This is a genomic window from Streptomyces sp. NBC_01232 (assembly GCF_035989885.1).
GTDB lineage: Bacteria > Actinomycetota > Actinomycetes > Streptomycetales > Streptomycetaceae > Streptomyces.
The window spans coordinates 4,358,124-4,383,239 of the sequence record NZ_CP108518.1 but is presented as its reverse complement, the minus strand read 5'-3'; the positions used below and the strand labels follow the sequence as shown (position 1 = coordinate 4,383,239).

Genomic DNA, 25,116 nt, shown 5'->3' with positions numbered 1-25,116 from the left:
GCCTCCGGGCCATGCATGCGATCACCATCGAGCAGCCCGGCGGCCCCGAGGCCCTCGTCTGGGCCGACGTACCCGATCCGGTGCCGGGCGAGGGCGAGGTACTCGTCGAGGTCGCGGCGAGCGCCGTGAACCGCGCCGACGTACTCCAGCGACAGGGCTTCTACGATCCGCCGCCCGGCGCCTCGCGCCATCCGGGGCTGGAGTGTTCCGGCCGGATCGCCGCGATCGGTCCGGGGGTCTCCGGCTGGTCCGTGGGCGACGAGGTGTGCGCCCTGCTGGCCGGTGGCGGGTACGCCGAGCGCGTGGCCGTCCCGGCGGGCCAGCTGCTGCCGGTCCCGGCGGGCGTGGAGCTGACGACGGCGGCCGCACTGCCCGAGGTCATCACGACCGTGTGGTCCAACGTGTTCATGGTGGCCGGACTGCGCCCCGGCGAGACCCTGCTGGTGCACGGCGGGTCCAGCGGGATCGGGACAATGGCGATCCAGCTGGCGAAGGCGGTGGGCGCGACGGTCGCCGTGACGGCGGGCGGCCCGGAGAAGCTGGCGCGCTGCAAGGAGCTGGGCGCGGACATCCTGATCGACTACCGCGAGCAGGACTTCGTGGCCGCGCTGCGCGAGGCGACGGGCGGGGCCGGGGCGGACGTGATCCTGGACATCATGGGAGCGAAGTACCTCGCCCGGAACGTGGACGCGCTCGCCGTGAACGGACGGCTCGCGGTGATCGGGCTCCAGGGCGGGGTGAAGGCCGAACTGAACCTCGGCGCGCTGCTGGCGAAGCGGGCGGCGATCACCGCCACCTCGCTGCGGGCCCGCCCGCTGGAGGAGAAGGCGGCCATCGTCGCCGCCGTGCGCGAGCACGTGTGGCCGCTGGTCGCCGCGGGGCGGATCCGGCCGGTGGTGCACGCGGCGTTCCCCATGCGGGACGCGGCCGAGGCCCACCGCGTGCTGGAGTCCAGCGCCCACGTGGGCAAGCTGCTGCTCACCGTCTGAGAGCCGGGCGCGGCGCCGCTGCGGGGGCTCCGCCCCCGAACCCCCGCGCCTCAAACGCCGGTGGGGCTGGATCCGCCCTTCGGGCAGATCCAGCCCCACCGGCATGCACCGGGACCCCGCCCGTGCCGGGCTACAGGCTGCGGAGCAGGACCGCCGGGGATTCCACGCAGTCGGCGACGTGGCGCAGGAAGCCGCCCGCCGTACCGCCGTCGCAGACCCGGTGGTCGAAGGTCAGCGACAGCTGGACGACCTTGCGGATCGCCAGCTGCCCCTCGTGGACCCACGGCTTGTCGATGATCCGGCCCACGCCCAGCATCGCCGCTTCGGGGTGGTTGATGATCGGCGTGGAGCCGTCGACCCCGAACACCCCGTAGTTGTTCAGGGTGAAGGTGCCGCCGGTCAGATCGGACGGAGTCAGCTTCCCGGACCGGGCCAGCTCGGTCAGCCGGGCGAACTCCGCCGACAGGGACTCCGGGTTGCGGTGCTGCGCGTCGCGGACCACCGGGACCACCAGGCCCCGCTCGGTCTGGGCGGCGAAGCCCAGGTGCACCGACGGCAGCCGGACGATCTCCTTGGCCGCGAGGTCCACGGTGGAGTTGAGCTCCGGGTACTTGGCCAGGGCGGCCGTGCAGATCCGGGCCAGCAGCGCGAGCACCGAGATCTTGGGCCCGCCCACGGCGTTCATCGCGGCCCGGGCGGCCATCAGCTCGGTGGCGTCCGCGTCGACCCAGCAGGTGGCGTCGGGGATCTCTCGGCGGCTGCGCGAGAGCTTCTCGGCGACCGCCCCGCGCACCCCCTTGAGCGGGATCCGCTCGCCCTGCGCCGCCACTGCCGGGGCCGCGGCCGTCGCCACGGGGGCGACCGGGGCCGGCTCGGGCGCCCGCAGCACGGCCAGCGCCGCCTCGACGTCCGCCCGCAGGATCAGGCCCTCGGGCCCCGACCCCTTCAGCGCGCGCAGGTCGACCCCGCCGTCCTTGGCCAGCTTGCGCACCAGCGGCGAGATCACGGGCACCGGCCCGGCGGGCAGCGCCGGAGCCACCGGGGCCACGACGACGGGCGCCGAGACCGCGGCGGTGACGGGTCGCACCCGTCGCCGACGCGCCGGGCGCGAGTGGTCCTCGCCGTAACCGATCAGAGGCCGGGGCACATTGCCGGCGCCGTCGGCCTCGGCCGCCGGCGCGGCCGGGACCTCAGGAAGCGAGGACGCCCCCACCGCCACGGTGATCAGCGGTGCTCCGACGGGCAGTTCCGTGCCCTCCTCCCCGAAACGGGCGGTGACCACACCGCCGTAGGGGCACGGAACCTCCACCATCGCCTTGGCCGTCTCGACCTCGACCACCGGCTGGTCGATGGCGACGACATCGCCCACCGCGACCAGCCAGCGGACGATCTCGGCCTCGGTCAGGCCCTCCCCGAGATCGGGAAGCTTGAATTCCATTACCTGCGGCATCAGTTCTCCCACTGCAGGCGTGCCACGGTGTCCAGGATCCGGTCCACTCCCGGCAGGTGGTGCTTCTCCAGCATCGGCGGCGGATACGGGATGTCGAAGCCCGTCACCCGCAGCACCGGCGCCTCCAGGTGGTGGAAGCACCGCTCCGTGATGCGGGCGGCGATCTCCGCGCCGGGTCCGCCGAAGCCGTTCGCCTCGTGGACCACCACCGCGCGCCCGGTGCGGCGTACGGACTCCACGACCGTGTCCTCGTCGAACGGGACGAGCGAGCGCAGGTCCACGACCTCCAGGTCCCAGCCCTCCTCGCGCGCCGCCTCGGCCGCCTCCAGGCACACCGGGAGCGAAGGCCCGTAGGTGATCAGAGTGGCGCTGGTGCCGGTCCGCCGGACCAGCGCCTTCCCGATGCCGGGCACGGCCGCCGGCGCCTCGGGCCGCCAGTCGGCCTTCGACCAGTAGAGCCGCTTCGGCTCCAGGAAGACCACCGGGTCGTCGCTGGCGATGGAGGCGCGCAGCAGGCCGTAGGCGTCCTCGACCGTCGCCGGGGTGACCACGGTGAGGCCGGGCGTGGCCACGTAGTACGCCTCGGAAGAGTCGCAGTGGTGCTCCACGCCGCCGATCCCGCCGCCGTACGGAACGCGGATGGTGATCGGCAGCGGCATCGCACCGCGGGTGCGGTTGCGCATCTTCGCCACGTGCGAGATGAGCTGCTCGAACGCCGGGTACGCGAAGGCGTCGAACTGCATCTCCACGACCGGCCGCAGCCCGTACATGGCCATGCCGACCGCCGCGCCCAGGATGCCCGCCTCGGCGAGCGGGGTGTCCGTGCAGCGCTCCTCGCCGAATTCCTTCGCGAGCCCGTCCGTGATCCGGAAGACCCCGCCCAGCGTTCCGACGTCCTCGCCCATGACGTGGACCGTCGGGTCCTCCGCCATCGCGTCGCGCATGGCCCGGGTCAGGGCCTGCGCCATCGTCGCGGGCTTGGCCCCCGTCTTCGCGGACTTCGCCGCCACCGTCGTCACGCCTGATCCTCGGCTTCCAGCTCTGCACGGAGCATGGCCGCCTGCTCGCGCAGCCGGTCCGTCTGCTCCGCGTACACGTGCGCGAACAGGTCCATCGGGTCCACCACCGGGTCCGCGTTCATCCCCTCGCGGAGCGCCGCGGCCATCACCTCGGCGTCGTCGCGCGCCGCCTTGACGGCCGCTTCGTCGATGATCCCGCGCGCGGTCAGCTCGCGCTCCAGCAGATCGATCGGGTCGTGCGCCTTCCAGGCCTCGACCTCCGCGTCACCGCGGTAGCGGGTCGCGTCGTCGGCGTTCGTGTGGGCTTCCATCCGGTAGGTGACGGCCTCGATCAGGGTCGGGCCACCACCGGCGCGGGCGCGGCGGACCGCCTCGGTCAGCACCTCGTGCATCGCGGCGATGTCGTTGCCGTCGACCAGCCGGCCGGGCATCCCGTACCCCACGGCCTTGTGGGCCAGGGTCGGGGCGGCGGTCTGCTTGGCGAGCGGGACGGAGATCGCGAAGCCGTTGTTCTGCACGAGGAAGACCACCGGGGCCTGCCAGACGGCGGCGAAGTTCAGTGCCTCGTGGAAGTCGCCCTCGCTGGTGCCGCCGTCGCCGACCATGGCGAGGGCGACGACGTCGTCGCCGCGCAGCCGGGCCGCGTGCGCCAGGCCGACCGCGTGCGGCAGCTGGGTGGCGAGCGGGGTCGAGAGCGGGGCTATGCGGTGCTCACGGGGGTCGTAGCCGGTGTGCCAGTCGCCGCGCAGCAGGGTCAGCGCCTGGACGGGGTCCAGGCCGCGCGCCACGGCCGCCAGGGTGTCGCGGTAGCTCGGGAACAGCCAGTCCTGGTCCTCCAGGACCATGGCGGCCGCGATCTCGCAGGCCTCCTGGCCCACGGTGGAGGGGTAGACGGCGAGCCGGCCCTGCTTGGTGAGCGCCGTGGCCTGGGCGTTGTAGCGGCGGCCGCGCACCAGCTCGGCGTAGCAGCGTCGCATCAGCTCCGGGTCGAGCCGGTCCGCCGCCTCGGTACCCAGTACCCGGTAGGGCTCGGGGTCCGGGAGCAGCGGAGCGGCGTCCGTACGGGGCCTCCAGGCGGGCGGCGTGGTGGAACGGTGGGACGCACCGGCACCGGGCAGCTCTTGGACCGTCATGGCGGCGTACACCTCCTCGTGGGAAGCGGGCAGGGGGTGCCCCGGGTGTGAGGCCCCTCACCTACCGATTGTTCGGTTGTCCGCGCAATTTGGCTACAGGCGACTCCAGGCTGTGGACAAACTGGCGTCGGGGGCCTGGGATGGATGCAGGACGTCCAGGAGAGGGAGGCATCGGGCAATGCCGGATGAACAAATGGCCGGACCGGGTTCCGCACCGGCTGCGCCGGGGGGCGCCCCGGGCACCTCGGGAGTCCCGCCCGTCACGCCCCGTCCCCTGGATCCGATCGACCGGTCGATCATGCGGCTGCTCCAGGCGGACGGCCGCGCGTCAATACGGTCGGTGGCGGAGCAGGTGCACGTCTCGCGGGCGAACGCCTACGCCCGGATCAACCGGCTCATGGACGACGGCGTGATCCGCGGGTTCACGGCCCGCGTCAACCACGAACGCGCAGGCCAGGGCGCATCCGCCTATATCACCCTGAAGATCGTCCAGAACTCCTGGCGCACGGTCCGCGAGCAGCTGCGCGAGCTCCCGGGCGCCGCGCACATCGCGCTGGTCAGCGGTGATTTCGATGTCCTGCTGCTGGTGCACACCCCGGACAACCGGACCCTGCGCGAACTGGTCCTCACCCGCCTCCAGGCCATCCCGGAGGTCCTCTCGACGCGGACCCTGCTGGTCTTCGAGGAGACCGACCTCCTGGACACGGGCCCGCGCCCGGGGAGCGGCCCGACGATCTCGGAGGAGTAGGCCCCCGGGCCCCGCCCGATCGGCAGGACACCCCCTGGCCCGTCCGGGGGACGGCAGACGCCCCCCGGGGCCGTTGCGGCCGTTCCGGGGGGCGCTGTGGGTCCTGCGCGGGTCAGCGGGCGGTGCGCAGGCCGTCGAAGGCCATGTGGACGACCGCGTCCGCGAGCTGGTCGGGTCCCGTGCCCGAGTGCGGGCGGTACCACTCGACCAGGGAGTTCACCATGCCGAAGAGCAGGCGGGTGGCGAGGCGGATGTCCACGTCCGCCCGGAGGTCGCCGTCGGCTGCGGCGGCCTTGAGCAGGTCGGCGACCTGGTGGTCGAAGTCGCGGCGGCGTTCCAGCGCCCACCGCTCGGTGCGGGTGTTGCCGCGTACGCGCAGCAGCAGCGTCACGTAGGGCAGTTCGCCGACCAGTACCTCGACCGTGCGGCGCGTGACGTATTCAACGCGCTCGACCGCCCGGCCGCGTATCGCTCCCGGCTCCTCCAGGATCGCGAAGAGCCCGTCGAGGGCGCGGCTGACGGCGCGCCGCAGCAGCTCCTCCTTGCCCGCGACGTGGTGGTAGATCGAGGACTTCGAGATGCCCGCGGCCTTGGAGAGGTGCTCCATCGAGGTGCCGTCGTAGCCGCGCTCGTTGAAGACCTGGACGGCAACGGACAGCAGGGTCTCGGGGGTGTACGTGTCCCGTTTGGCCGTGGTCATGCGTTCTCCCCCGTGTCGTCCCGGTCGCCCTCGCGGTCGCCCTCGTCGTCGCCGTCCTCGTAGCCCAGTTTGAACAGGGCGAGGGAGGGCGCGTAGCGGCCGCCGGGGACGCGCTCGTCGAGGTTGTGCAGCAGGTCGTAGGCCCAGTCGCGGCCGATCCGGTCGTGCCATTCGGCCGGGCCCAGCGGGTAGTTGACGCCGAGCCGCATCGCCGTGTCGATGTCCTCGGCGGAGGCGACCCCCCGGGCGACCGCGTCGGCCGTCAGGTCGATCAGCATCGCGACGGTCCGCGCGACGATCATGCCGGGGACGTCGCCGATCACGGAGACCTGCTTGCCGAGCTTCTGGAAGAGGCCGATCGCCTCGGCCAGGGTCCGCTCGCTGGTGTCCCCGCTCGCGGAGAGCGCGATGCGGGTGGCGCCGCGGTAGTCGAGCGCGAGGTCGAAGTAGACGACGTCCGCGAACTCCACGGAGGTCTTGCCGTCGGCGAGGACCAGCTGGCCCTCGCCGGGAAGCTGGATGTACGGGCCCCCCTGCTCGGTGGCCGCGACCGCGATCCCGGCCTCCTCCAGCAGCTCCACCAGGCCGGCCGCCGGGCCGAGGTCACCGACGACGGTGACCTTCGCCGGGGCCTCCTCGGGCGCCGCGGTGTGCGGGAGCGCGGGCTCGGCGCCGGGGCCGTACGGGTACCAGCCGTGCCCGGACTTGCGTCCGAGGCGGCCCGACTGGACGAGCCGGCGCTGGGCGAGGGAGGGGGTGAACTTCGGGCTGCGGAAGAAGGACTCCCACACCGAGCGGGTCACGGCCTCGTTCACGTCCTGGCCGATCAGGTCGGTCAGCTGGAAGGGGCCCATCTTGAAGCCGCCGCTCTCGCGGAGCACGGCGTCGATGGTGGCCGCGTCCGCGCCCCGCTCCTCGTACACCGCGAAGGCCTCGGCGTAGAAGGGGCGGGCGATCCGGTTGACGATGAACCCGGGGGTGTCGGCGCAGCGGACCGGCGTCTTCCCCCAGCCGAGGACGGTGCGGTACGCGCGCTCGGCGGCGGCCGGGTCGGTCGCGAACCCGCTGACCACCTCGACGAGCGGGAGCAGCGGGGCCGGGTTGAAGAAGTGCAGGCCGAGGAAGCGGCCGGGGTGCGCGAGCCCGGCGGCGAGCTCGGTGACGGAGAGCGAGGAGGTGTTCGTGGCCAGCAGCGCGTCCGGCGCGACCACCTCTTCGAGCGCGGCGAAGAGCGACTGCTTGACGGTGACGTTCTCGACGACGGCCTCGATGACGAGGCCCGCCTCTGCGAGGTCCGCGAGGTCTCCGGCCGGAGCGATCCGGCCGATCGCCTCCTCGGCCTCGGCGCGGTCCAGGCGGCCCTTGGCCGCCATCCGCTCGACCCGGTCCTGGACGAAGCCGACGCCGTCGGCGGCGAGGGAGGCGTTGATGTCGTAGATCAGCACGCGGTGACCTGCGAGAAGGGCGACCTGGGCGATGCCCTGGCCCATGGTGCCCGCGCCGACGACCGCCACAGTGCGGGACCGCTCGATTGCTGTCATGTCCTGATCCTCCCGCACACACTTGTCCACAGGTCCGCCGGGCCCTCTTGTCCCGACCGATCGTTCGGTTACTCTAACTCCAGTCTGCTGTTCTTCGCCCGGCTCAACGAGGAGTTGGTCCCTGATGGCCGCCGAGCTCACCGTCCCCCAGCTGTCCGCCAAGCACCGGCCCACCCTGGACCAGGCCCTGTCGGCGATCCGCAGCCGTGCCTACTGGTCCCCGCATCCCGAGCATCCCAAGGCCTACGGCGAGACCGCGCCCGCCGACGGGCTGGCCGCGTTCGAGGCCGTCCGCGGCACGCGGCTGGACCTCGGCCAGCCCGGCACCGACGGCTGGGCGGGCGCCGAGGTGTCCCCCTTCGGCCCGGAGCTGGGCATCGAGTACCCGCACGTGGACCCGGACGTGCTGCTGCCCGCGATGAAGGCCGGCATGGGTGCCTGGCGCGACGCGGGACCCGAGGCCCGCGCCCTGGTCTGTATCGAGATCCTGGCCCGCATCTCCGCCCGGACCCACGAGTTCGCGCACGCGGTCATGCACACCAGCGGCCAGGCCTTCATGATGGCGTTCCAGGCCGGCGGCCCGCACGCGCAGGACCGCGGCCTGGAGGCCGTGGCGTACGCGTACGAGGAGCAGACCCGGGTCCCGGGTCAGGCCGACTGGTCGAAGCCGCAGGGCAAGAAGGACCCGCTGGAGCTCGGCAAGAGCTTCACCGCCGTCCCGCGCGGCATCGCCCTCATGATCGGCTGCAACACCTTCCCGACCTGGAACGGCTACCCGGGCCTGTTCGCCTCCCTGGCCACCGGCAACGCCGTCCTGGTCAAGCCGCACCCGCGGGCCGTGCTGCCGCTCGCGCTGACCGTCCAGGTGGCGCGCGAGGTCCTCGCCGAGGCGGGCTTCGACCCGAACCTGGTGGCGCTCGCGGTCGAGCACCCGGGCGAGGGCATCGCCAAGACCCTCGCGGTCCGCCCCGAGATCAAGCTGATCGACTACACCGGGTCCACCGAGTTCGGCGACTGGCTGGAGACCAACGCCCGTCAGGCGCAGGTCTACACGGAGAAGGCCGGCGTCAACACCGTCGTCCTGGACTCCACCGACAACTACAAGGGCATGCTGTCCAACCTGGCGTTCTCGCTGTCCCTGTACAGCGGCCAGATGTGCACCACCCCGCAGAACCTGCTGATCCCGCGCGAGGGCATCGCGACGGACGCCGGCCACAAGACCTACGACGAGGTCGTCGCCGACCTCGCCGCCTCGGTCGGCGGCCTGCTGGGCGACGACGCCCGGGCCAACGCGCTGCTCGGCGCGCTGGTGAACCCGGACGTCAGGACCCGGCTGGAGGCCGCCGCCGCGCTGGGCGAGGTCGCGCTGGCCTCCCGCGAGGTCGTGAACCCCGAGTTCCCGGACGCGGTGGTCCGCACCCCGGTCATGGTCAAGCTGGACGCGGCCAAGCCCGACGCGGACGCCCCCTACCTCTCCGAGTGCTTCGGCCCGGTCTCCTTCGCGGTCGCCGTGGACACCACCGCCGACGCCCTCGACCTGCTGCGCCGTACGGTGCGGGAGAAGGGCGCCATGACGGTGGGCGCGTACACGACGTCGGCGGACACCGAGCGGGCGATCGAGGAGGTCTGCCTGGAGGAGTCCGCGCAGCTCTCGCTGAACCTGACCGGCGGGGTCTTCGTCAACCAGACCGCCGCGTTCTCGGACTTCCACGGCTCCGGCGGCAACCCGGCGGCCAACGCGGCCCTCTGCGACGGCGCCTTCGTCGCGAACCGCTTCCGCGTGGTGGAGGTCCGCCGCCAGGCATAGGCCGCGGACGTCGGGCGCCCGGCGGGCGCCCGACGGGCCATCGCCCGGCGTGGCCGCAGGCTAGGCCGGCTCGGCGCCCTCTTCGGCCGGGGGACCGCCCCAGTGGAAGAGGGTCATGGCCACGCTGGTGGCCAGGTTGTAGCTGGAGACCTGTGAGCGCATCGGCAGGGAGACCAGGTGGTCGGCCCGGGCGCGCAGCTCGGGTGAGATCCCGTGGCGTTCCGATCCGAAGGCGAGCAGGGCGTCGTCCGGGAGGGTGAGGGCGCGGATGTCCTCGCCCTCCGGGTCGAGCGCGTAGAGAGGGCCGGGCGGCAGCTCGTCCAGGGCCAGGCGCTCGACGGTGGTGGCGTAGTGCAGCCCGGCCCCGGCCCGGACCACGTTCGGGTGCCAGGGGTCGAGGTCACCGCGGGTCACCACGCCGGTGGCACCGAAACCGGCGGCGAGCCGGACGACGGCTCCGACGTTGCCGAGGTTGCGGGGGTTGTCGAGGACGACGACGGGCGCGGGCCGCGGCAGCCGCCCGAGCCCCGCGATGCCCGCCGCCCGGTCGGGCCGTACCGCGAGGGCCGCGACGCCGGTGGGATGCACCCGGGGCAGGACCTCCTCGAGGGCGGCCCGCCGCACCAGCCGCGCCACGGCGTCCTCGACGTCCGGAGCCAGCTCACGGGCGAGCGCCCGTACCGCGCCGGGATCCTCGGCGATGACCATCCGCACATCGGCCCCGAACCGCAGGGCGTGCTTCACCGCGTGGAACCCGTCGAGCAGCACGAGACCTCCCGCCTGCTCGGCCTCCCGCCACTCCCGCACCGTCTCGTCCATACCCCGACCCTACGGTCCGCGCGGACGCCCTCCCGACCGGGTTCAGCCCCGTCGGCGACGGGGCGCGGGGTCCGGGGCGGCGCCCCGGCAGCGGCGCCGCACGGCACCGTCAGCGCGGCCCCGGCACCGTCAGCGCGGCCCCGGCAACGGCACGGGCACCGGCACCGGCTCGCCGGCGGCCGGCTCGGGCTCCACCGCCCGCCGCCGACGCCACCGCACCATGGAGACCCGTACCCCCGCCCAGAGCAGGAACCCGGTCGGCAGGAACACCGCGTCCGCGGCGATCATCGCCAGGGAGAAGAACGGCAGCCCCAGCAGCACCGCGATCCCCGCGTGCTCCAGCATCATCAGCACCAGCAGGACGTTCTTGATCCGCCGGTTGAACAGGGTGAACGGAAAGGCCACCTGCACCGCCACCGTCCCGTACGACAGCAGCATCACCAGCGTCCCGCTCCCGGCCACCAGCGCCGACAGCCCAGGCCACGGGGAGAAGTAGTCGAGCCCCAGCGGGTAGTACAGGGCCGTCCCGTCCTGCCACCGGGAGCCCTGGATCTTGTACCAGCCCGCCGTCGCGTAGATCAGGCAGACCTCCGCCATGATCACCATCATGGCCGCGTTGTGCAGCAGGTTGGCCAGGACGTCCAGGACCGCCCGCCCCTCGCCCTCCGGCTCGTAGCGGTCCACCATCCACCACAGCCCGCAGGCCACCCACACCGCCGCGAACGCCGCCAGCCAGCCGTAGCCGAACCGGCCCGTCGCCGCGCCGAAGGCGAACACCGCGCCCAGCACGCCCCACAGCACGGGCCCCGCGGCCCCGGCCGTCGCCGAGCCGCGCGTACGGGCCCTGCGCGCATCCAGCGACCACACCTGCGCGCACCGGGTCAGCACCAGGTAGATCGCCATCAGGTGGATGACGTTGTCCCCGCCGTCGCCCATGAACACGCTGCGGTTCTGCAGCGACAGCACTCCGATCATGAACACCACGGAGGTCGCCCGCGTCCGCCAGCCCAGCAGCAGCCCCGCGCTCGCCAGCACGGACACCGCGTACACGATCTCGAACCACAGCGTCGAGTCCGACCACATCAGCACCGAGAAGGCGTGGTTGGAATCGATCAGCCGCTCGGCCAGGCGCCAGCTCCACGGCCCGTCCGGTCCGTACAGCTCGGCGCGGTGGGGGAACTCGCGCAGCAGGAAGAAGAGCCAGGTCGCGGCGAAGCCGATGCGGACCACGGCGCTCTGGTACGGGCCCAGCGCCCGCCCGGTGATCTGCGCGGCCAGCCGACCCGCCGTCTCGCGGGCGCGCCTCACACCGTCCACCACGGCAGCTCCCGGTAGTAGGTCTGGGTGTCGGTGGTCTCGGTGCTCCACTTCGGCGCGGGCACCGCCGTGGTCGCCGAGCGCAGCTGGATCCGCACGATCTCCGCGCCGCGGGCGTGGGGGGCGAGCCGGTTCACCGCGATCCGCTGGAGGTACTCCTCGGACAGCTTGCCGCGCTCGCCGTTCGGCCTGTTCTCCTCGTCGTGGGACCCGGTGAAGAAGTCCCAGGCCCGGCGGAGCTCGTTCTGCCGCGTGTGGCTCGGCAGCAGGCTGTGCCGGATGGCCTCGCCGTCCTCGGCGCTCAGGTCGTGCCAGGGCGTGCCGGTGATGCCGCCGTCGGCGGTCCGTACCTCGGCGCGCGCCTCGACCGCGATGTTCTGCTGCAGCGGGTTGGGCGCGAAGAGCTTCCAGTTCTGTTCGAACTCGGGGTAGATCCAGCCGTCGATCGTCTGCGCGTGCTGCTTGCTCAGGGTGTTGGCCGGGGCCACGTGCAGGAAGACGAGCGCGAGGTGCGTACAGGCGGCCACGGCGATCACCCCCAGGGCCAGGGCGGTCACGACCCGGTACGGGGTGGACAGACCGGCTATTCCGGGCGCCCGCGGGGGTGGCGGAGCGGCCCCTTCGGCGGGCTCGTGCTCGTTCGAATCCATCCCCACCCGATCGTCCGGCTTCCACAGGGTTGACCTCAGAGGTTGACACCCTACGGGCCGTCGTCTCACCATTGAAGCGGATGAACCGAACGATCGGTCGGTCGGGCGGACGGCGGACTCTCACAGGGAGCCGGAATGGTGGCAGTGACCCCGGAAACGGGGCCGGACACGGCCCCCGGGACAGACGGGACGGACGGGACAGGCATGACTGCTGACCTGGGCGCGCAGCTCGCGGCGGCATTCGACGCGGCGGTGGCGGCCGACGAGCGCGTGGAACCGCGCGACTGGATGCCGGACGAATACCGCGCCTCACTGGTGCGCCAGATGGCCCAGCACGCCCATTCCGAGATCATCGGCATGCAGCCCGAGGCCAACTGGATCACTCGTGCGCCCTCGCTGCGCCGCAAGGCGATCCTGATGGCCAAGGTCCAGGACGAGGCCGGCCACGGGCTGTACCTCTACAGCGCGGCAGAGACCCTCGGTACCAGCCGCGACGAGCTGCTCGACAAGCTCCACTCGGGCAAGCAGAAGTACTCCTCGATCTTCAACTACCCCACCCTGACCTGGGCGGACGTCGGCGCCATCGGCTGGCTCGTGGACGGCGCGGCGATCACCAACCAGGTGCCGATCTGCCGTTGCTCCTACGGGCCGTACGCCCGCGCCATGGTCCGGATCTGCAAGGAGGAGTCCTTCCACCAGCGCCAGGGGTACGAGCTGCTCCTCGCCCTCTCGCAGGGCACGGAGGCCCAGCACGCGATGGCCCAGGACGCCGTCGACCGCTGGTGGTGGCCGTCGCTGATGATGTTCGGCCCGCCGGACGACGAGTCGGCGCACTCGGCGCAGTCGATGGCCTGGCGCATCAAGCGGCACTCCAACGACGAACTGCGCCAGCGGTTCGTGGACATCGCCGTCCCTCAGGCCGAGTCCCTCGGCCTGACCCTGCCCGACCCGGACCTGAAGTGGAACGAGGAGCGCGGGCACCACGACTTCGGCGCCATCGACTGGGCGGAGTTCTGGAACGTGCTCAAGGGCAACGGCCCCTGCAACGAGCAGCGGATCGACCAGCGGCGCAGGGCCCACGAGGAAGGCGCCTGGGTGCGCGACGCGGCCGCGGCGTACGCCCGGAAGCAGACGGCACAGCAGGTGGCACAACAGGCGGCGAAGCCCGCCGGACAGAACGAGGAGGCACGGGTATGACGCAGAACTGGCCCCTGTGGGAGGTGTTCGTGCGCTCGCGCCGCGGCCTCTCGCACACGCACGCGGGAAGCCTGCACGCCCCCGACGCGGAGATGGCCCTGCGCAACGCCCGCGACCTCTACACCCGGCGCGGTGAAGGCATCTCGATCTGGGTGGTGCCCTCCACCGAGATCACCGCCTCCTCGCCGGACGAGCGGGACCCGTTCTTCGCGCCGTCCGCCGACAAGCCCTACCGGCACCCGACCTTCTACGACATCCCGGAGGGGGTGAGCCACCTGTGACCGGCACCGACACCACCCGTCTCACCGGCGCCGAAGCCACGGCGGCGCTGGCGCTCGGCGACGACGCGCTGATCCTCTCCCACCGCCTCGGCGAATGGGCCGGACACGCCCCCGTCCTGGAGGAGGAGGTCGCGCTCGCCAACATTGCCCTCGACCTGCTCGGCCAGGCCCGGATCCTGCTGTCCCTGGCCGGCGACGAGGACGAGCTGGCGTACCTGCGCGAGGAGCGGTCCTTCCGCAACCTCCAGCTGGTCGAGCAGCCGAACGGCGACTTCGCCCACACCATCGCCCGGCAGCTCTACTTCTCCCTCTACCAGCACGAGGTCTACGGGGAGCTCGCCCGCGGGGACGGCCCGTTCGCGCCCCTGGCGGCCAAGGCCGTCAAGGAGACCGCGTACCACCGCGACCACGCCGAGCAGTGGACCCTGCGGCTCGGCGACGGCACCGAGGAGAGCCGCAGCCGTATGCGGGCCGCCCTCGACGCGCTCTGGAAGTACACCGGCGAGATGTTCCAGCCGGTGGACGGACTCGACGGGCTCGACCTGACCGCCGTGGAGGGGCGCTGGCTGGCCGCGCTGACCGGCGTACTGGAGCAGGCCGGTCTCGACCTGCCCCAGGGACCGCGCACCGGCGCCTGGGCGGCCGGGGCCGGACGGCAGGGACTGCACACCGAGTCCTTCGGCCGGATGCTCGCCGAGATGCAGCACCTGCACCGCAGCCACCCGGGGGCATCGTGGTGACCGCCGACGCCGGAACGACCCGCCTGGAGGCGGAACTGGCCGAGCTGGCCGGCTCCGTCCCGGACCCGGAGCTGCCCGTGCTCACCCTCGGCGAGCTCGGCGTGGTCCGCGGGGTGCGGATGCACGAGGACGGCCACGCGGAGGTCACCCTCACGCCCACCTACACGGGCTGCCCGGCGATCGAGGCCATGTCCGCCGACATCGAACGGGCCCTGACCGGCCACGGCATCCCCGACGTGCGGGTGACGACCGTGCTGGCCCCCGCCTGGTCCACCGACGACATCAGCGCCGAGGGCCGCCGCAAGCTCGCCGAGTTCGGCATCGCCCCGCCCCGGCCGCACGCGGCCGGCGGGCCGGTCCCGCTGACCCTGTCGGTCCGCTGCCCCAACTGCGGATCGACGGACACCGAACTGCTCAGCCGGTTCTCCTCCACCGCATGCAAGGCGCTGCGTCGCTGCACCGCCTGCCGCGAACCGTTCGACCACTTCAAGGAGCTCTAGATGGCCGCCCCCCGCCACGGCGCGTTTCACCCGCTGACGGTGGCGGCAGTCGACCGGCTCACCGACGACTCGGTTGCACTGACCCTGCGGGTTCCCGCCGAACTGCGCGAGGACTACCGGCACGCCCCGGGCCAGCACCTGACGCTGCGCCGCGCCGCCCCCGAGGGTGGCGCGGAGGTCCGCCGCACCTACTCGATCTGCTCGGCCGCCCCGGCGCCGGACGGCCCGGGGCCCGCGCAGCTGCGGGTCGGGGTGCGGCTGGTGGAGGGCGGCGAGTTCTCCACGTTCGCGCACAAGGAGATCGCCGCCGGGGACGTGCTGGACGTCATGGTCCCGGCGGGGCGCTTCGTGCTGGAGCCCGCCGCCGCACCGGCCACCGGGCACTACGCCGCGATCGTGGGCGGCAGCGGCATCACGCCCGTCCTGTCGATCGCGGCGAGCCTGCTGGCCGCCCGGCCCGACGCCCGGTTCTGCCTCGTGCGCAGCGACCGTACGGCGGCCTCGACGATGTTCCTGGAGGAGGTCGCCGACCTCAAGGACCGCTATCCGGCGCGGTTCCAGCTGGTGACGGTCCTCTCCCGGGAGGAGCAGGAGTCCGGGCTGCCCTCGGGGCGGCTGGACGAGGAGCGGCTGGCGGCCCTGCTGCCCGCGCTGCTGCCGGTGGCCGAGGTCACGGGCTGGTTCCTGTGCGGGCCGTACGGCCTGGTGCAGGGCGCGGAGCGGACCCTGGCCGCGCTCGGTGTCGCCCGGACCCGGGTGCACGAGGAGATCTTCCACGTCGAGGACACCGCCCCGACGGCCCGCGCCGCCTCCGGGACGGCCGCCGCGCACGGGCGGGTCACCGCCCGGCTCGACGGCCGCTCGGGCACCTGGCCGGTCCAGGACGGGGAGTCCCTGCTGGACGCGGTGCTCCGCAACCGCGCGGACGCCCCGTATGCCTGCAAGGGCGGGGTCTGCGGCACCTGCCGGGCGTTCGTGGTCTCGGGCGAGGTCCGGATGGACCGCAACTTCGCGCTGGAGGCCGAGGAGACGGAGGCCGGCTTCGTCCTGGCCTGCCAGTCGCACCCGGTGACGGAGGAAGTGGAGATCGACTTCGACCGCTGAGCGACCGCCGAGCGGACGGCACCCGGTCAGGCCCCTGTCGACGACGGGGGCCTGTCCATTTTCAAGAACCTGTTCTATCTTGACGCACCGTCAGGCGCGAGACCGTCGGACGCGGCACCGTCAGACCCGAACGCGGGAGGACAGGCAGTGGACTTCACCTTCACCGAGGAGCAGCAGGCCGCCGTCGAGGCGGCCAGGGCCGTCTTCGCGGATGTCGCGGCCGACGGCGTGCCCAGCCCCGCGCTGACCCCGGGGGCCGTCGCCGACGACTTCGACCGCCCGCTGTGGGCCAAGCTCGCCGGGTCCGACCTGCTGAGCCTGGTCCTCGCCGAGGAGCACGGGGGAGCGGGCCTGGACACAGTCGCCCTGTGCCTGGTGCTGCGCGAGGCCGCCAGGGTGCTGGCCCGGGTCCCGCTGCTGGAGCACTGCGCCACGGCCATGGCCGTGCAGGCCCACGGCAGCCCCGAACTGGCCGCCGCCCTGCTGCCCGGCGCGGGGCGCGGGACGCTGGTGCTCACCGCCGCCGCCCACGGGCGCTCCGGCCACGACCCGGCCGAACTGGCCGTCATCGCCCGCCGCGACGGGGAGTCCTGGATCCTGGAGGGCACGCAGACCGCCGTCCCCTGGGCGCACGGCGCGGACTGGATCGCCGTACCCGCCCACACCGGCGAGGGCGAGGCGGTCCTCGCGCTCGTCGCGCGCACCGCCGAGGGACTCGCCCTGGCCGAACAGGTCTCCACCAGCGGCGAACGGCTCGCCGAACTCGCCCTCGACGGCGTACGGGTGGACGGGAGGCACCTCATCGAAACCCCGGGTGCCTGGGAGCGGCTCCGCCAGCTCCTCGCCACCGGGACCTGCGCACTGGCGCTGGGACTCGGGGAGAACGTCCTCACGATGACCAGCGAGTACACCGGCAAGCGTGAGCAGTTCGGCTTCCCGGTGGCCACCTTCCAGGCCGTCGCCGTCCAGGCCGCCGACCGGTACATCGACCTGCGCGCCATGGAGGTCACCCTGTGGCAGGCCGCCTGGCGGCTCGACGCCGCGACCGGTGGCGCCGGCGGTCCGCTGCCGAGCTCCGGTGACGTCGCGGTGGCCAAGATCTGGGCCTCGGAGGGCGTGCGCCGGGTCGTGCAGACCGCCCAGCACCTGCACGGCGGCTTCGGCGCCGACACCGACTACCCGCTGCACCGCTACCACGCCTGGGCCAAGCAGCTGGAGCTCCAGCTCGGCCCGGCCGCGGCGCACGAGGAGGCCCTGGGCGACCTGCTGGCCGCCCACCCCCTCGCCTGAGCCGGAGTCCGGACTGGAGCCGGAGTCCGGACTGGAGCGGGAGGACGTCAGAGGACGAAGGCCGGGTTCCCGTTGTCCGTCACCATCGGGCGCCCGGCACCGTCCCAGGCCTGCATCCCGCCGTCGACGTTCACGGCGTCGATCTCCTGGCGCACCAGGTACTGGGTGACCTGCGCGGAACGCCCGCCGACCCGGCACATCACGTACACACGGCGGCCGTCGTCGACGGCTTCGGTCAGCTCACCGAAGCGGGCCACGAAGTCGCTCATCGGGATGTGCAGAGCACCCTCGACGTGGCCGGCCGCCCATTCGTCGTCCTCACGGACGTCGAGGACAAAGCCTTCGGAGGGCACCGCGGCGGCGTCCACCGAGGGAAGCGGTCCGAAGTTCATACGTCGCCTTCTCTCATCGCAGATAGTGACTCCAACCTAGCCGACGCTGCCCGCCGTCCCGCCCGGCCGATGCGGCCCAGCAGCGGCGCAGCGCCGGCCAGCCGGGCTCACTCGGCGGCGAGCGCCGCCTCGAGCTCGGCCTCGCGCTGGGAAACCTCCGCGAGCAGCTGCTCCGCGATCTCCTCCAGCAGCCGGTCCGGGTCCTCGGGCGCCATCCTCAGCATCGACCCGATCGCGCTCTCCTCCAGCTCCTTGGCCACGAGGGACAGCAGCTCCTTGCGGCGCGCCAGCCACTCCAGCCGGGCGTACAGCTCCTCGCTCTCGCCCGGCACGGCCGCCTCGGGCGCCGGTCCGGCCGCCCACTCCTCGGCCAGCTCGCGCAGCAGCCGCTCGTCGCCCCGCCCGTAGGCCGCGTTCACCCGCGCGATGAACGCGTCGCGCCGTTCCCGCTCGGCCTCCTCCTGGGCGAGGTCGGGGTGGGCCTGGCGGACCAGCTCGCGGTAGAGCCGGCGCACCTCCTCCGAGGGCCGCACCCGCTCCGGCGGCCGCACGGGGCGGTCGGTCAGCATCGCGGAGGCGTCGTCGGAGATCCCGTCCGATCCCAGCCAGTCGTGGAACAGCTCCTCCACCCCGGGCATCGGCATGACAAGCGAGCGCGCTTCCTTCGCCCGTCGCAGGTCCTCGGGATCACCGCTGCGGGAGGCCTTCGCCTCGGCGATCAGCGCGTCCAGTTCATCGAGCCTCGTGTACATGGGGCCCAGCTTCTGGTGGTGCAGGCGGGAGAAGTTCTCCACCTCCACCCGGAAGGTCTCCACCGCGATCTCGAACTCGATCAGCGCCTGCTCGGCGGCCCGCACGGCCCGCTCCAGGCGCGCCTCGGGGCGCTCCTCGCCGGTGACGGAGGAGTCGCCGGAATCACCGGGGACTGTCTGCTCAGGCTGCTCGGTCTGCTCGCTCACCCGGCCAGCCTACGGCCCGTCCGCGCGGGCGATGTTTCACGTGAAACACCGCCCGCCGTGACACGGCCCTCGGCCACCCCGGCCGAACCGGTCCAACCCGGCTCACGCCCAGGTCAGGCACACGTCACGCCCTGGTCGGGCCGGGCGCGGGCGGGTCCGGCCCGACTCCGGCCGTGATCAGACGCCGGTCTCCGCCGCGATCCGACCGGCCCGCACCGCCGCCACCAGGTCGCAGTGATCGGCCTCCGTGCGGTCGGCGTAGGCCACGGCGAAGGACGCCATCGCCTCGTCCAGCTCGTCGTTCTTCCCGCAGTACCCGGCCAGCAGGCGCGGATCGACGCTGTGCGCGTGCGCCCGGGCCAGCAGGGCGCCGGTCATCCGCCCGTAATCGTCGATCTGGTCGACGGCCAGCGCCGCCGGATCCACGCTGCCCTTGCGGTTGCGGAACTGCCGCACCTGGAAGGGGCGGCCCTCCACCGTGGTCCAGCCGAGCATGATGTCGGAGACCACCTGCATCCGCTTCTGCCCGGCCACCACCCGGCGGCCCTCGTGCTCCTCCGGCTCGGAGGCGAAGCCCAGCCCGGGCAGGTGCGGCAGCAGCACCGAGGGCCGCGCCTCCTTGACCTGGAGCACCAGCGGTTCGCCCCGGTGGTCCAGCAGCAGGACCACGTACGAGCGCGTGCCGACGCTCCCGGTGCCCACCACGCGGAAGGCCACGTCGTGGATCGCGTACCGGGCCAGCAGCGGCAGCCGGTCGCCCTGGAGCGTCTGGAGGTAGAGGCCGAGCGAGGCCGCGACGGCCGCCGCCTCCCCGTCCCCGACCCGGCGCAGTACGGGCAGCGCGTCGACGAAGCGGCGCCCGCCGTCGGGCTCCGTCCGCGTCGACCGGGCGGCGAACCGGGCGGAGGTGTTGTTGCGGGCCTTCTCGGAGACCCGCTCCAGCGTGCCCAGCAGATCGCGGGCGTCTGCGTGCGAGACCAGCTCCTCGTCCGCGATGGCGTTCCACGCGTCGAGAGCGGGCAGCTTCGCCAGGAGCCGCAGGGTGCGCCGGTACGCGCCCACCGCGTCCAGGGCGGCCGCCCGGCAGGTGTCCTCGTCCGCGCCGGCCACCCGCCCGGCCAGCACCAGCGAGGCCGCCAGCCGCTTCAGGTCCCATTCCCACGGACCGAACACGGTCTCGTCGAAGTCGTTGAGGTCGATGACGAGCCGGCCGCGCGGGTCCCCGTACAGACCGAAGTTCGCCGCGTGCGCGTCGCCGCAGATCTGCGCGCCGACCCCGGTCACCGGACCGCCGGACAGGTCGTGAGCCATCAGCCCGGCCGCCCCGCGCAGGAACGCGAAGGGGTTCGCGGCCATCCGGCCCACCCGTATCGGAGTCAGCTCGGGGACCCGCCCGGCGTTGGACTCCTCCACCGCGCGCACCGCGTCCGGCCTCCCGGCCGGCGCCACGAAGGCGGCGTGCGCCGACCGCGGCACGCGGGTGCGCAGCGCCTTGCCCGCCTCCTTGGGAGAGTCCGGCGCCACCCTCGGTGCGAACCCCGCCACGTCCGGAATCCGCTGACCCGCTACAGCCGCCATCGACGCCGCCCCCACCCGTTCACTTCACTGATCGCTTCCAGAACGGGCTGACCGTACCTAGAGCCCGGCGTCCCTGGCCAGCAGTGCGGCCTGCACGCGGTTCTCGCAGCCCAGCTTCGCCAGGATCCGGCTCACGTACGTCTTCACGGTCGCCTCGCTCATGTGCAGCCGGCGGCCCGCGTCCGCGTTGGACAGCCCCTCGCCCAGCAGCGCCAGCACACCGCGCTCGCGCTCGCTGAGCTCCGCCACCTGACGCCGGGCCACCTCACCGCGCACGGCGGCCTTCCCCGAGGCCAGCTGGTCCACCACGTGCCGGGTCGCCCCGGGCGAGAGGTAGGCGTCCCCGGCCGCGGCCGCCCGGACCGCCCCGATCAGCTCGCCCGGAGCCGAGTCCTTGAGCAGGAAGCCCGCACCGCCCTCGCCCAGCGCCCGCAGCACGTTCTCCTTCTCCCCGAAAGTGGTCAGGATCAGCGCCCGCACCTCCGGCACGGCCCGCCGCAGCTCCCCCAGCGCGGTCAGGCCGTCCATCACCGGCATCTGGATGTCCAGCAGCACCACGTCGGGCGCGTGCGAGCGGGCCAGCTCCACCGCCTCCCTGCCGTTGGCCCCTTCCGCGACGACCTCGATGTCCGGCGCCGAGGTCAGGATCATCCTGATCCCGGCCCGGATCAGTGGTTCGTCGTCGGCGATCACCACTCTGATCACTTCGGCTGTCACCCCGCGCTCCTACTGCTTGACCTCGTACTCCTGCTTTTCCACGAGCTTGCCGTCCTGGAAGCAGAACCGGAAGATCAGGTCCGTTCCCAGGGTGCTCGGCTGGTTCTCGGCCAGCAGGGCCAGACACTCCGAACCCGGTGGCCTGGGCGGTCCCTTCCGGGCGGCCCCGGCGGTCATGAAGTTCTCCCCGCTCGGCAGCCGGTCCCGGACGGACTGCTCCCCCTCGCCCACGTGCACGGCGTCGAACTCGTCCCGGCCGATCATCGCGTCACTGGCCGAGTCCATCAGCAGCAGCGCTCCGGCGCCGAACACGATCACCAGCAGCACCACCGCGGCGAACGCGATCCCGCAGCCCACCGCGACGGCGCTGGTGCGGCTGGGCACGCGCACGGCCAGCTCCCGGTCCACCGCGTCCCAGTCCATCGGCTGTTCGCCGTTGCGCCCACGCGCCCGGCCGCCCGCATACGCCTGCGCCATCGTCCGGGCCTGGGCCCGCTGTCCGAAGTCGTCGGCCACGTCCTCCACGCCGGCCGGCTCGGCCCCGTACGGCAGGACACCCGCCACCCGGAACCCGCCGCCCTCGGCGGGGCCCGCGTGCACCATTCCGCCGACCAGCCGGGCCCGCTCGCGCAGTCCCGTCAGGCCCTGCCCGCCCGAGACCACCTCGTCCGCCGCGGCTCCCGCCGCCGGCCCATTGGCGATCTCCACCACCAGCGAGTCGTCCTCGAACCGCAGCTCCACCGTGATCGGCGCCCCCGGAGCGTGCTTGTACGCGTTCGTCATCGCCTCCTGCACGATCCTGTACGCGGCGTGGTCGCACGCCGCGACCAGCGGCCGCGGCTGCCCCGTCGTGGTCATCCGGACATCGGTCCCCGAGCCCCGCGCCGCCTCCACGACCCCCGCGATACCGGCCACCCCGCGGGCCGCGGGCTGGGCCTCCTCCACGGGCGCGGGCGCCTCCACCCCGTCGCGCAGGATGCCGACGACCTCGCGCAGCTCGTGCATCGCGGCCACCGAGGCCTGTCGCAGCACACCCACCGCCTCGCGCTGACGGTCGGTGAGTTTCGGATCCACCTCAAGCGCCCCTGTGTGCACGGAGATCAGGGCCAGCTGGTGGCCCAGGCTGTCGTGCATGTCCTGGGCGATGCGCTGGCGCTCGCGCAGCCTCGCCTGCCCGGCGACCATGGCCCGCTCGCGCAGCAGCTGCCCGTTGCGCTCATGGAGCGCGCGCAGCAGGGTGCGGCGCTGCGACCAGTACCGGCTGGCCAGGCCGGGCATCACGGTCATCGCCAGGAACATCAGCGTGGAGAACACGATCACCAGGAGCGGTCGTATCTGCGACCCTTCGTCCAGCACGCTGACACCGACCGCCGCCACGAAGGCCAGCGTGAAGGCGGCCAGCGCGCGGCCCACCCCGACGATCCGCCGCCCTGCCGACCAGCCCATCAGCGGCAGGACGAAGAACGCCCCCGGCAGGGCCGTGATCGCGGCCGAGCCGAGCACGAGGGTGGTTCCCGGCAGCCTGCGGCGCAGCAGCGTCAGCGCCATCACCGCCACGCCGCCGCCCAGCATGCGCTGCCAGGAAACGCGGTCGAGCTCCGCGACGCCCAGGCCGAGGATGCCCAGCACCACGGCAACCGCCAGGTCCCCCGCCAGCATCCGCCGGGTCCACGGCTCCGGGCCCTTCAGCCAGTCCCAGCCGGCACGCGTCTTCGCCTTCGCATCCACCCGCCCGACCCTAAACACCCGCACTCCACCCCGTCCGCCCTCTTTCGTCGCGCCCCGTACGACGAAAGTCGTCACCGCGCCCGGAGTGTGAAGTTCTCATACGGCGGGAGGCGGCGGTTCACAGCCAAGTGGTGTCTGGGTAACTGTCCCGGCCAGGGGTGCGGGTGCGAGCCTGAGGGCCTCACCGAAGGGAGCGGGCATGGAACGCGTGGAGATCGGATTGCTGGGACCCCTCGTCGTCACGGTCGGCGGCAGGTCCGTCGTACCCAGCGCCGCGAAGCAGCGCAGGCTGCTCACGCTGCTGGCCGTGAACCTGGGGCGCGAGGTGAGCATGGGGACGATCGTCGAGGAGCTGTGGGGCGGCTGCCCGCCCAGCGGGCCGACCGCCGCCGTGCAGACGTACGTGAAGCACCTGCGCCAGCGGATCGCGGGCGTCACCGGCACCGACCCCAAGGAGATCGTGGCCACCGGCTACGGGGGCTACCGGCTCGGGTCGGCCGCGGCCCGCGTCGACACCCGGGAGTTCGAGGCGACCGTGGCGGAGGCCAACCGGGCGCTGGCGGCCGGGGACGACGAGCGGGGTGCCGGCCTGCTGGCCTCCGGGCTCGCCGCGTGGCGGGGCCCCGCCCTGTGCGACGTCCAGCAGGGCGGCGTGCTGCGGGCTGAGGCGCTGCGGCTGGACGAGGTCCGGCTGGCCGCGCTGGAGGCCCGGATCGGGGCGGAGCTGCGGCTCGGCGCGCACACCCGGCTGGTGAGCGAGCTGACGGCGCTGACCTCGCTGTATCCGTTGCAGGAGAACCTGCACGCGCAGCTGATCCTCGCGCTGTACCGCAGCGGCAGGGCCTCGCGGGCACTGGAGGTCTTCCGGCGGCTGCGCTCGACGTACGTCAGCGAGCTGGGGATCGAGCCGTCGCGGCGGCTGCAGGAACTGCACCGGGCGGTACTGGGCTGCGATCCGACCCTGGACCCGCCGGTTGCGGACCTGATCGCGGTGTAAGGACGACGTGAAATCTTCACGGTCACCACATGACTCAGTGGCTGTCCCGAGGCCTGGGCCCGGCGCCATACTCGACGAATCCCGCCGCCCGGCAAGAGAGGTGCGATATGCGGCGCACGACTGGGGATGCCCCAACCGTCCATCTCTGGTCGCTGTCCGAGGACGTGGTCGTCGACCAGGGCACGGGCGGCGACGCGCTGCTGCTCACGAGCCGCTGGGGCGAGGACCGGCTCGACCGGCCCAGTCCCGCGGTGCGCGAGGCGCTCCGCCGGATGGAACTCGGGCCGGTGCTGCTGGGCAATGCCGTGAGCGGGTCGGAGGACCTGTCCCTCGTCACCCTGCCGGCGCTCCGGCAGCTCTCGCACCTCGTGGTGCGCACGCTCGGCGTGGAGGACCTCAAGGGGCCGCTGCTGTCGGTCTTCCCGCTGTCGCCGGTGGCCCCGTTCGTCCTGATCCGCCAGCCCGGCGAGCGCCGCGTACGGCTTCCCCGGCACGTGGCGTTCAGCGTGCCGGAATCGGGGGCCGAGTGCGTGCTGGAGTCCGTCGACTCACCGCACCGGGTGGTACTGCACCGGCCCGAGGCGGCCTGGGTGGCGATGATGCTGGCCTGGCCGACCACCCTGGCCGCGGCCTCGGCGGCGCTGCCGCTGCCGCGGAACGTGACCAAGGACATCTTCGGCTACCTGTGCGCCGCCGGGATGGTCGCGCCCGCCGACGAGTCGGCCTAGGTCCTGTCGTCAAAGTAGCGCCGGCCGGGCGGGACTTTGACGACAGGACCCAGCACACCCCCTAGACCAGCCAGCCCGCGTCGCGGGCGATGCGGATGGCGTCGACGCGGTTGCGGGCGTTCAGCTTCGCCACCACGGTCGTCAGGTAGTTGCGCACCGTCCCGATGGACAGGTGCAGTTCCCCGGCGATCTCCGATGCCTCGGCTCCCTGCGCGGCCATCCGCAGGACCTCGGTCTCGCGGTCCGTCAGCGGGCTTTCGAGCCCGCTCCACGCGGCCAGGGCCAGCTTGGAGTCGATGACGCGCTGGCCGGCCACCACCCGGCGGATGGCGCTGGCCAGTTCCTTCGGTGAGTCGTCCTTGAGCAGGTAGCCGGAGACCTGGGCCGCCAGGGCCCGGCGCAGGGTCCCCGGGCGGCCGAGGCTGGTGAGCATCAGCGTCCGGCACTCGGGCAGGTGCTCGTGGATCTGTACGGCGGCGCTCAGCCCGTCGAGACCCGGCAGGTCGATGTCGATGACCGCGATGTCCGGCTTGACCTCGAGGGCTGCGGCGAGGATCTCGTCACCGCGCTCCAGCTCGCTGACGACCTCCAGGTCGTCCTCCAGGTTGAGCAGGGCCACGAGCGCCCCGCGCACCATGTTCATGTCTTCGGCCAGCAGGATTCTGATCACCTTTGCGAGCTCCCCCGTCCGCGCGGCCGATCTTGTGACGTCGATCATATCAACGTGGCCGG

25 protein-coding genes are annotated in these 25,116 nt (G+C 73.1%); 11 read left to right on the top strand and 14 right to left on the bottom strand.

The window, feature by feature from the left end; all coding sequences use genetic code 11:
* Positions 1–11 precede the first annotated feature (11 nt).
* Complete coding sequence (locus OG444_RS20185; protein WP_327263484.1) at positions 12–989, top strand: NAD(P)H-quinone oxidoreductase; 978 nt, start codon at positions 12–14, stop codon at positions 987–989.
* Between the two features lie 130 nt (positions 990–1,119).
* On the opposite strand, the gene OG444_RS20180 is transcribed toward OG444_RS20185, so the two are convergent.
* The 3 genes from OG444_RS20180 to pdhA are packed head-to-tail and all read right to left on the bottom strand — an operon-like array spanning position 1,120 to position 4,591.
* On the bottom strand, positions 1,120–2,439 hold the full coding sequence (locus tag OG444_RS20180) for a dihydrolipoamide acetyltransferase family protein (protein WP_327263483.1): 1,320 nt from the start codon (positions 2,437–2,439) through the stop codon (positions 1,120–1,122).
* Positions 2,439–3,407 (bottom strand): alpha-ketoacid dehydrogenase subunit beta, encoded by a 969-nt coding sequence (locus OG444_RS20175; protein WP_327266867.1) that lies wholly within the window; start codon positions 3,405–3,407, stop codon positions 2,439–2,441. Before OG444_RS20175 ends, OG444_RS20180 begins: the two co-directional genes overlap by 1 nt.
* 47 nt (positions 3,408–3,454) lie before the next feature.
* Complete coding sequence (pdhA, locus tag OG444_RS20170; RefSeq protein WP_327263482.1) at positions 3,455–4,591, bottom strand: pyruvate dehydrogenase (acetyl-transferring) E1 component subunit alpha; 1,137 nt, start codon at positions 4,589–4,591, stop codon at positions 3,455–3,457.
* 178 nt (positions 4,592–4,769) lie between these two features.
* Here pdhA and OG444_RS20165 point away from each other — a divergent pair, with 178 nt between their 5' ends.
* The gene (locus tag OG444_RS20165; protein WP_327263481.1) at positions 4,770–5,339 is read left to right on the top strand and encodes an Lrp/AsnC family transcriptional regulator; all 570 of its coding nucleotides are present in this window, start codon (positions 4,770–4,772) and stop codon (positions 5,337–5,339) included.
* A gap of 112 nt (positions 5,340–5,451) precedes the next feature.
* On the opposite strand, the gene OG444_RS20160 is transcribed toward OG444_RS20165, so the two are convergent.
* Entirely contained in the window at positions 5,452–6,039 is a 588-nt protein-coding gene (locus OG444_RS20160; RefSeq protein WP_327263480.1) for a TetR/AcrR family transcriptional regulator, read from the bottom strand.
* Positions 6,036–7,580 carry a 3-hydroxyacyl-CoA dehydrogenase gene (locus tag OG444_RS20155; RefSeq protein WP_327263479.1) on the bottom strand — a complete coding sequence of 515 codons (1,545 nt, stop codon included), beginning with the start codon at positions 7,578–7,580 and terminating at the stop codon, positions 6,036–6,038. The genes OG444_RS20160 and OG444_RS20155 overlap by 4 nt, the downstream gene beginning before the upstream one ends.
* Positions 7,581–7,704: 124 nt before the next feature.
* Between OG444_RS20155 and paaN the strand changes: the two genes are divergently transcribed.
* Positions 7,705–9,387 (top strand): phenylacetic acid degradation protein PaaN, encoded by a 1,683-nt coding sequence (gene paaN / locus OG444_RS20150; RefSeq protein ID WP_327263478.1) that lies wholly within the window; start codon positions 7,705–7,707, stop codon positions 9,385–9,387.
* Between the two features lie 60 nt (positions 9,388–9,447).
* Here the strand turns inward: paaN and OG444_RS20145 are convergent, their stop codons facing one another.
* The 3 genes from OG444_RS20145 to OG444_RS20135 all read right to left on the bottom strand — a co-directional run bounded on the left by OG444_RS20145 (position 9,448) and on the right by OG444_RS20135 (position 12,173).
* On the bottom strand, positions 9,448–10,206 hold the full coding sequence (locus OG444_RS20145; protein WP_327263477.1) for a TrmH family RNA methyltransferase: 759 nt from the start codon (positions 10,204–10,206) through the stop codon (positions 9,448–9,450).
* A 129-nt stretch (positions 10,207–10,335) separates the two neighbouring features.
* Positions 10,336–11,523 carry an HTTM domain-containing protein gene (locus OG444_RS20140; RefSeq protein WP_327263476.1) on the bottom strand — a complete coding sequence of 396 codons (1,188 nt, stop codon included), beginning with the start codon at positions 11,521–11,523 and terminating at the stop codon, positions 10,336–10,338.
* Positions 11,511–12,173 (bottom strand): DUF5819 family protein, encoded by a 663-nt coding sequence (locus OG444_RS20135; RefSeq protein WP_327263475.1) that lies wholly within the window; start codon positions 12,171–12,173, stop codon positions 11,511–11,513. The genes OG444_RS20140 and OG444_RS20135 overlap by 13 nt, the downstream gene beginning before the upstream one ends.
* A 135-nt stretch (positions 12,174–12,308) precedes the next feature.
* Between OG444_RS20135 and paaA the strand changes: the two genes are divergently transcribed.
* The 6 genes from paaA to OG444_RS20105 all read left to right on the top strand — a co-directional run bounded on the left by paaA (position 12,309) and on the right by OG444_RS20105 (position 17,285).
* On the top strand, positions 12,309–13,370 hold the full coding sequence (gene paaA / locus OG444_RS20130) for a 1,2-phenylacetyl-CoA epoxidase subunit PaaA (protein ID WP_383194619.1): 1,062 nt from the start codon (positions 12,309–12,311) through the stop codon (positions 13,368–13,370).
* On the top strand, positions 13,367–13,651 hold the full coding sequence (paaB, locus tag OG444_RS20125; protein ID WP_030009045.1) for a 1,2-phenylacetyl-CoA epoxidase subunit PaaB: 285 nt from the start codon (positions 13,367–13,369) through the stop codon (positions 13,649–13,651). Before paaA ends, paaB begins: the two co-directional genes overlap by 4 nt.
* A complete protein-coding gene (gene paaC / locus OG444_RS20120) occupies positions 13,648–14,391 on the top strand; it encodes a 1,2-phenylacetyl-CoA epoxidase subunit PaaC (protein WP_327263473.1) in 744 nt (247 codons plus the stop codon). Before paaB ends, paaC begins: the two co-directional genes overlap by 4 nt.
* Positions 14,385–14,891, top strand: coding sequence for a 1,2-phenylacetyl-CoA epoxidase subunit PaaD (paaD, locus tag OG444_RS20115; RefSeq protein WP_327263472.1), 507 nt, complete (start codon positions 14,385–14,387; stop codon positions 14,889–14,891). Before paaC ends, paaD begins: the two co-directional genes overlap by 7 nt.
* Entirely contained in the window at positions 14,892–15,995 is a 1,104-nt protein-coding gene (locus OG444_RS20110; protein WP_327263471.1) for a 2Fe-2S iron-sulfur cluster-binding protein, read from the top strand.
* Positions 15,996–16,142: 147 nt separating this feature from the next.
* The gene (locus tag OG444_RS20105; RefSeq protein ID WP_327263470.1) at positions 16,143–17,285 is read left to right on the top strand and encodes an acyl-CoA dehydrogenase family protein; all 1,143 of its coding nucleotides are present in this window, start codon (positions 16,143–16,145) and stop codon (positions 17,283–17,285) included.
* Between the two features lie 47 nt (positions 17,286–17,332).
* Here OG444_RS20105 and OG444_RS20100 read toward each other — a convergent pair whose 3' ends face one another.
* From OG444_RS20100 to OG444_RS20080, 5 genes are all read right to left on the bottom strand, one after another.
* The gene (locus OG444_RS20100; protein WP_327263469.1) at positions 17,333–17,677 is read right to left on the bottom strand and encodes a rhodanese-like domain-containing protein; all 345 of its coding nucleotides are present in this window, start codon (positions 17,675–17,677) and stop codon (positions 17,333–17,335) included.
* Positions 17,678–17,784: 107 nt separating this feature from the next.
* Positions 17,785–18,546: a J domain-containing protein gene (locus OG444_RS20095; protein ID WP_327266866.1), complete on the bottom strand. Its 762-nt coding sequence runs from the start codon at positions 18,544–18,546 to the stop codon at positions 17,785–17,787.
* A 267-nt stretch (positions 18,547–18,813) separates the two neighbouring features.
* A complete protein-coding gene (locus tag OG444_RS20090) occupies positions 18,814–20,214 on the bottom strand; it encodes a DUF2252 domain-containing protein (protein WP_327263468.1) in 1,401 nt (466 codons plus the stop codon).
* Between the two features lie 57 nt (positions 20,215–20,271).
* A complete protein-coding gene (locus tag OG444_RS20085; protein WP_327263467.1) occupies positions 20,272–20,931 on the bottom strand; it encodes a response regulator transcription factor in 660 nt (219 codons plus the stop codon).
* A gap of 9 nt (positions 20,932–20,940) precedes the next feature.
* Positions 20,941–22,659, bottom strand: coding sequence for a sensor histidine kinase (locus tag OG444_RS20080; RefSeq protein WP_327263466.1), 1,719 nt, complete (start codon positions 22,657–22,659; stop codon positions 20,941–20,943).
* 199 nt (positions 22,660–22,858) lie between these two features.
* Between OG444_RS20080 and OG444_RS20075 the strand changes: the two genes are divergently transcribed.
* A complete protein-coding gene (locus tag OG444_RS20075; RefSeq protein WP_327263465.1) occupies positions 22,859–23,656 on the top strand; it encodes an AfsR/SARP family transcriptional regulator in 798 nt (265 codons plus the stop codon).
* Between the two features lie 107 nt (positions 23,657–23,763).
* Positions 23,764–24,384: an NADH oxidase gene (locus tag OG444_RS20070; RefSeq protein WP_327263464.1), complete on the top strand. Its 621-nt coding sequence runs from the start codon at positions 23,764–23,766 to the stop codon at positions 24,382–24,384.
* Between the two features lie 61 nt (positions 24,385–24,445).
* On the opposite strand, the gene OG444_RS20065 is transcribed toward OG444_RS20070, so the two are convergent.
* Positions 24,446–25,102, bottom strand: coding sequence for a response regulator transcription factor (locus tag OG444_RS20065; RefSeq protein WP_327263463.1), 657 nt, complete (start codon positions 25,100–25,102; stop codon positions 24,446–24,448).
* Positions 25,103–25,116: the final 14 nt, after the last annotated feature.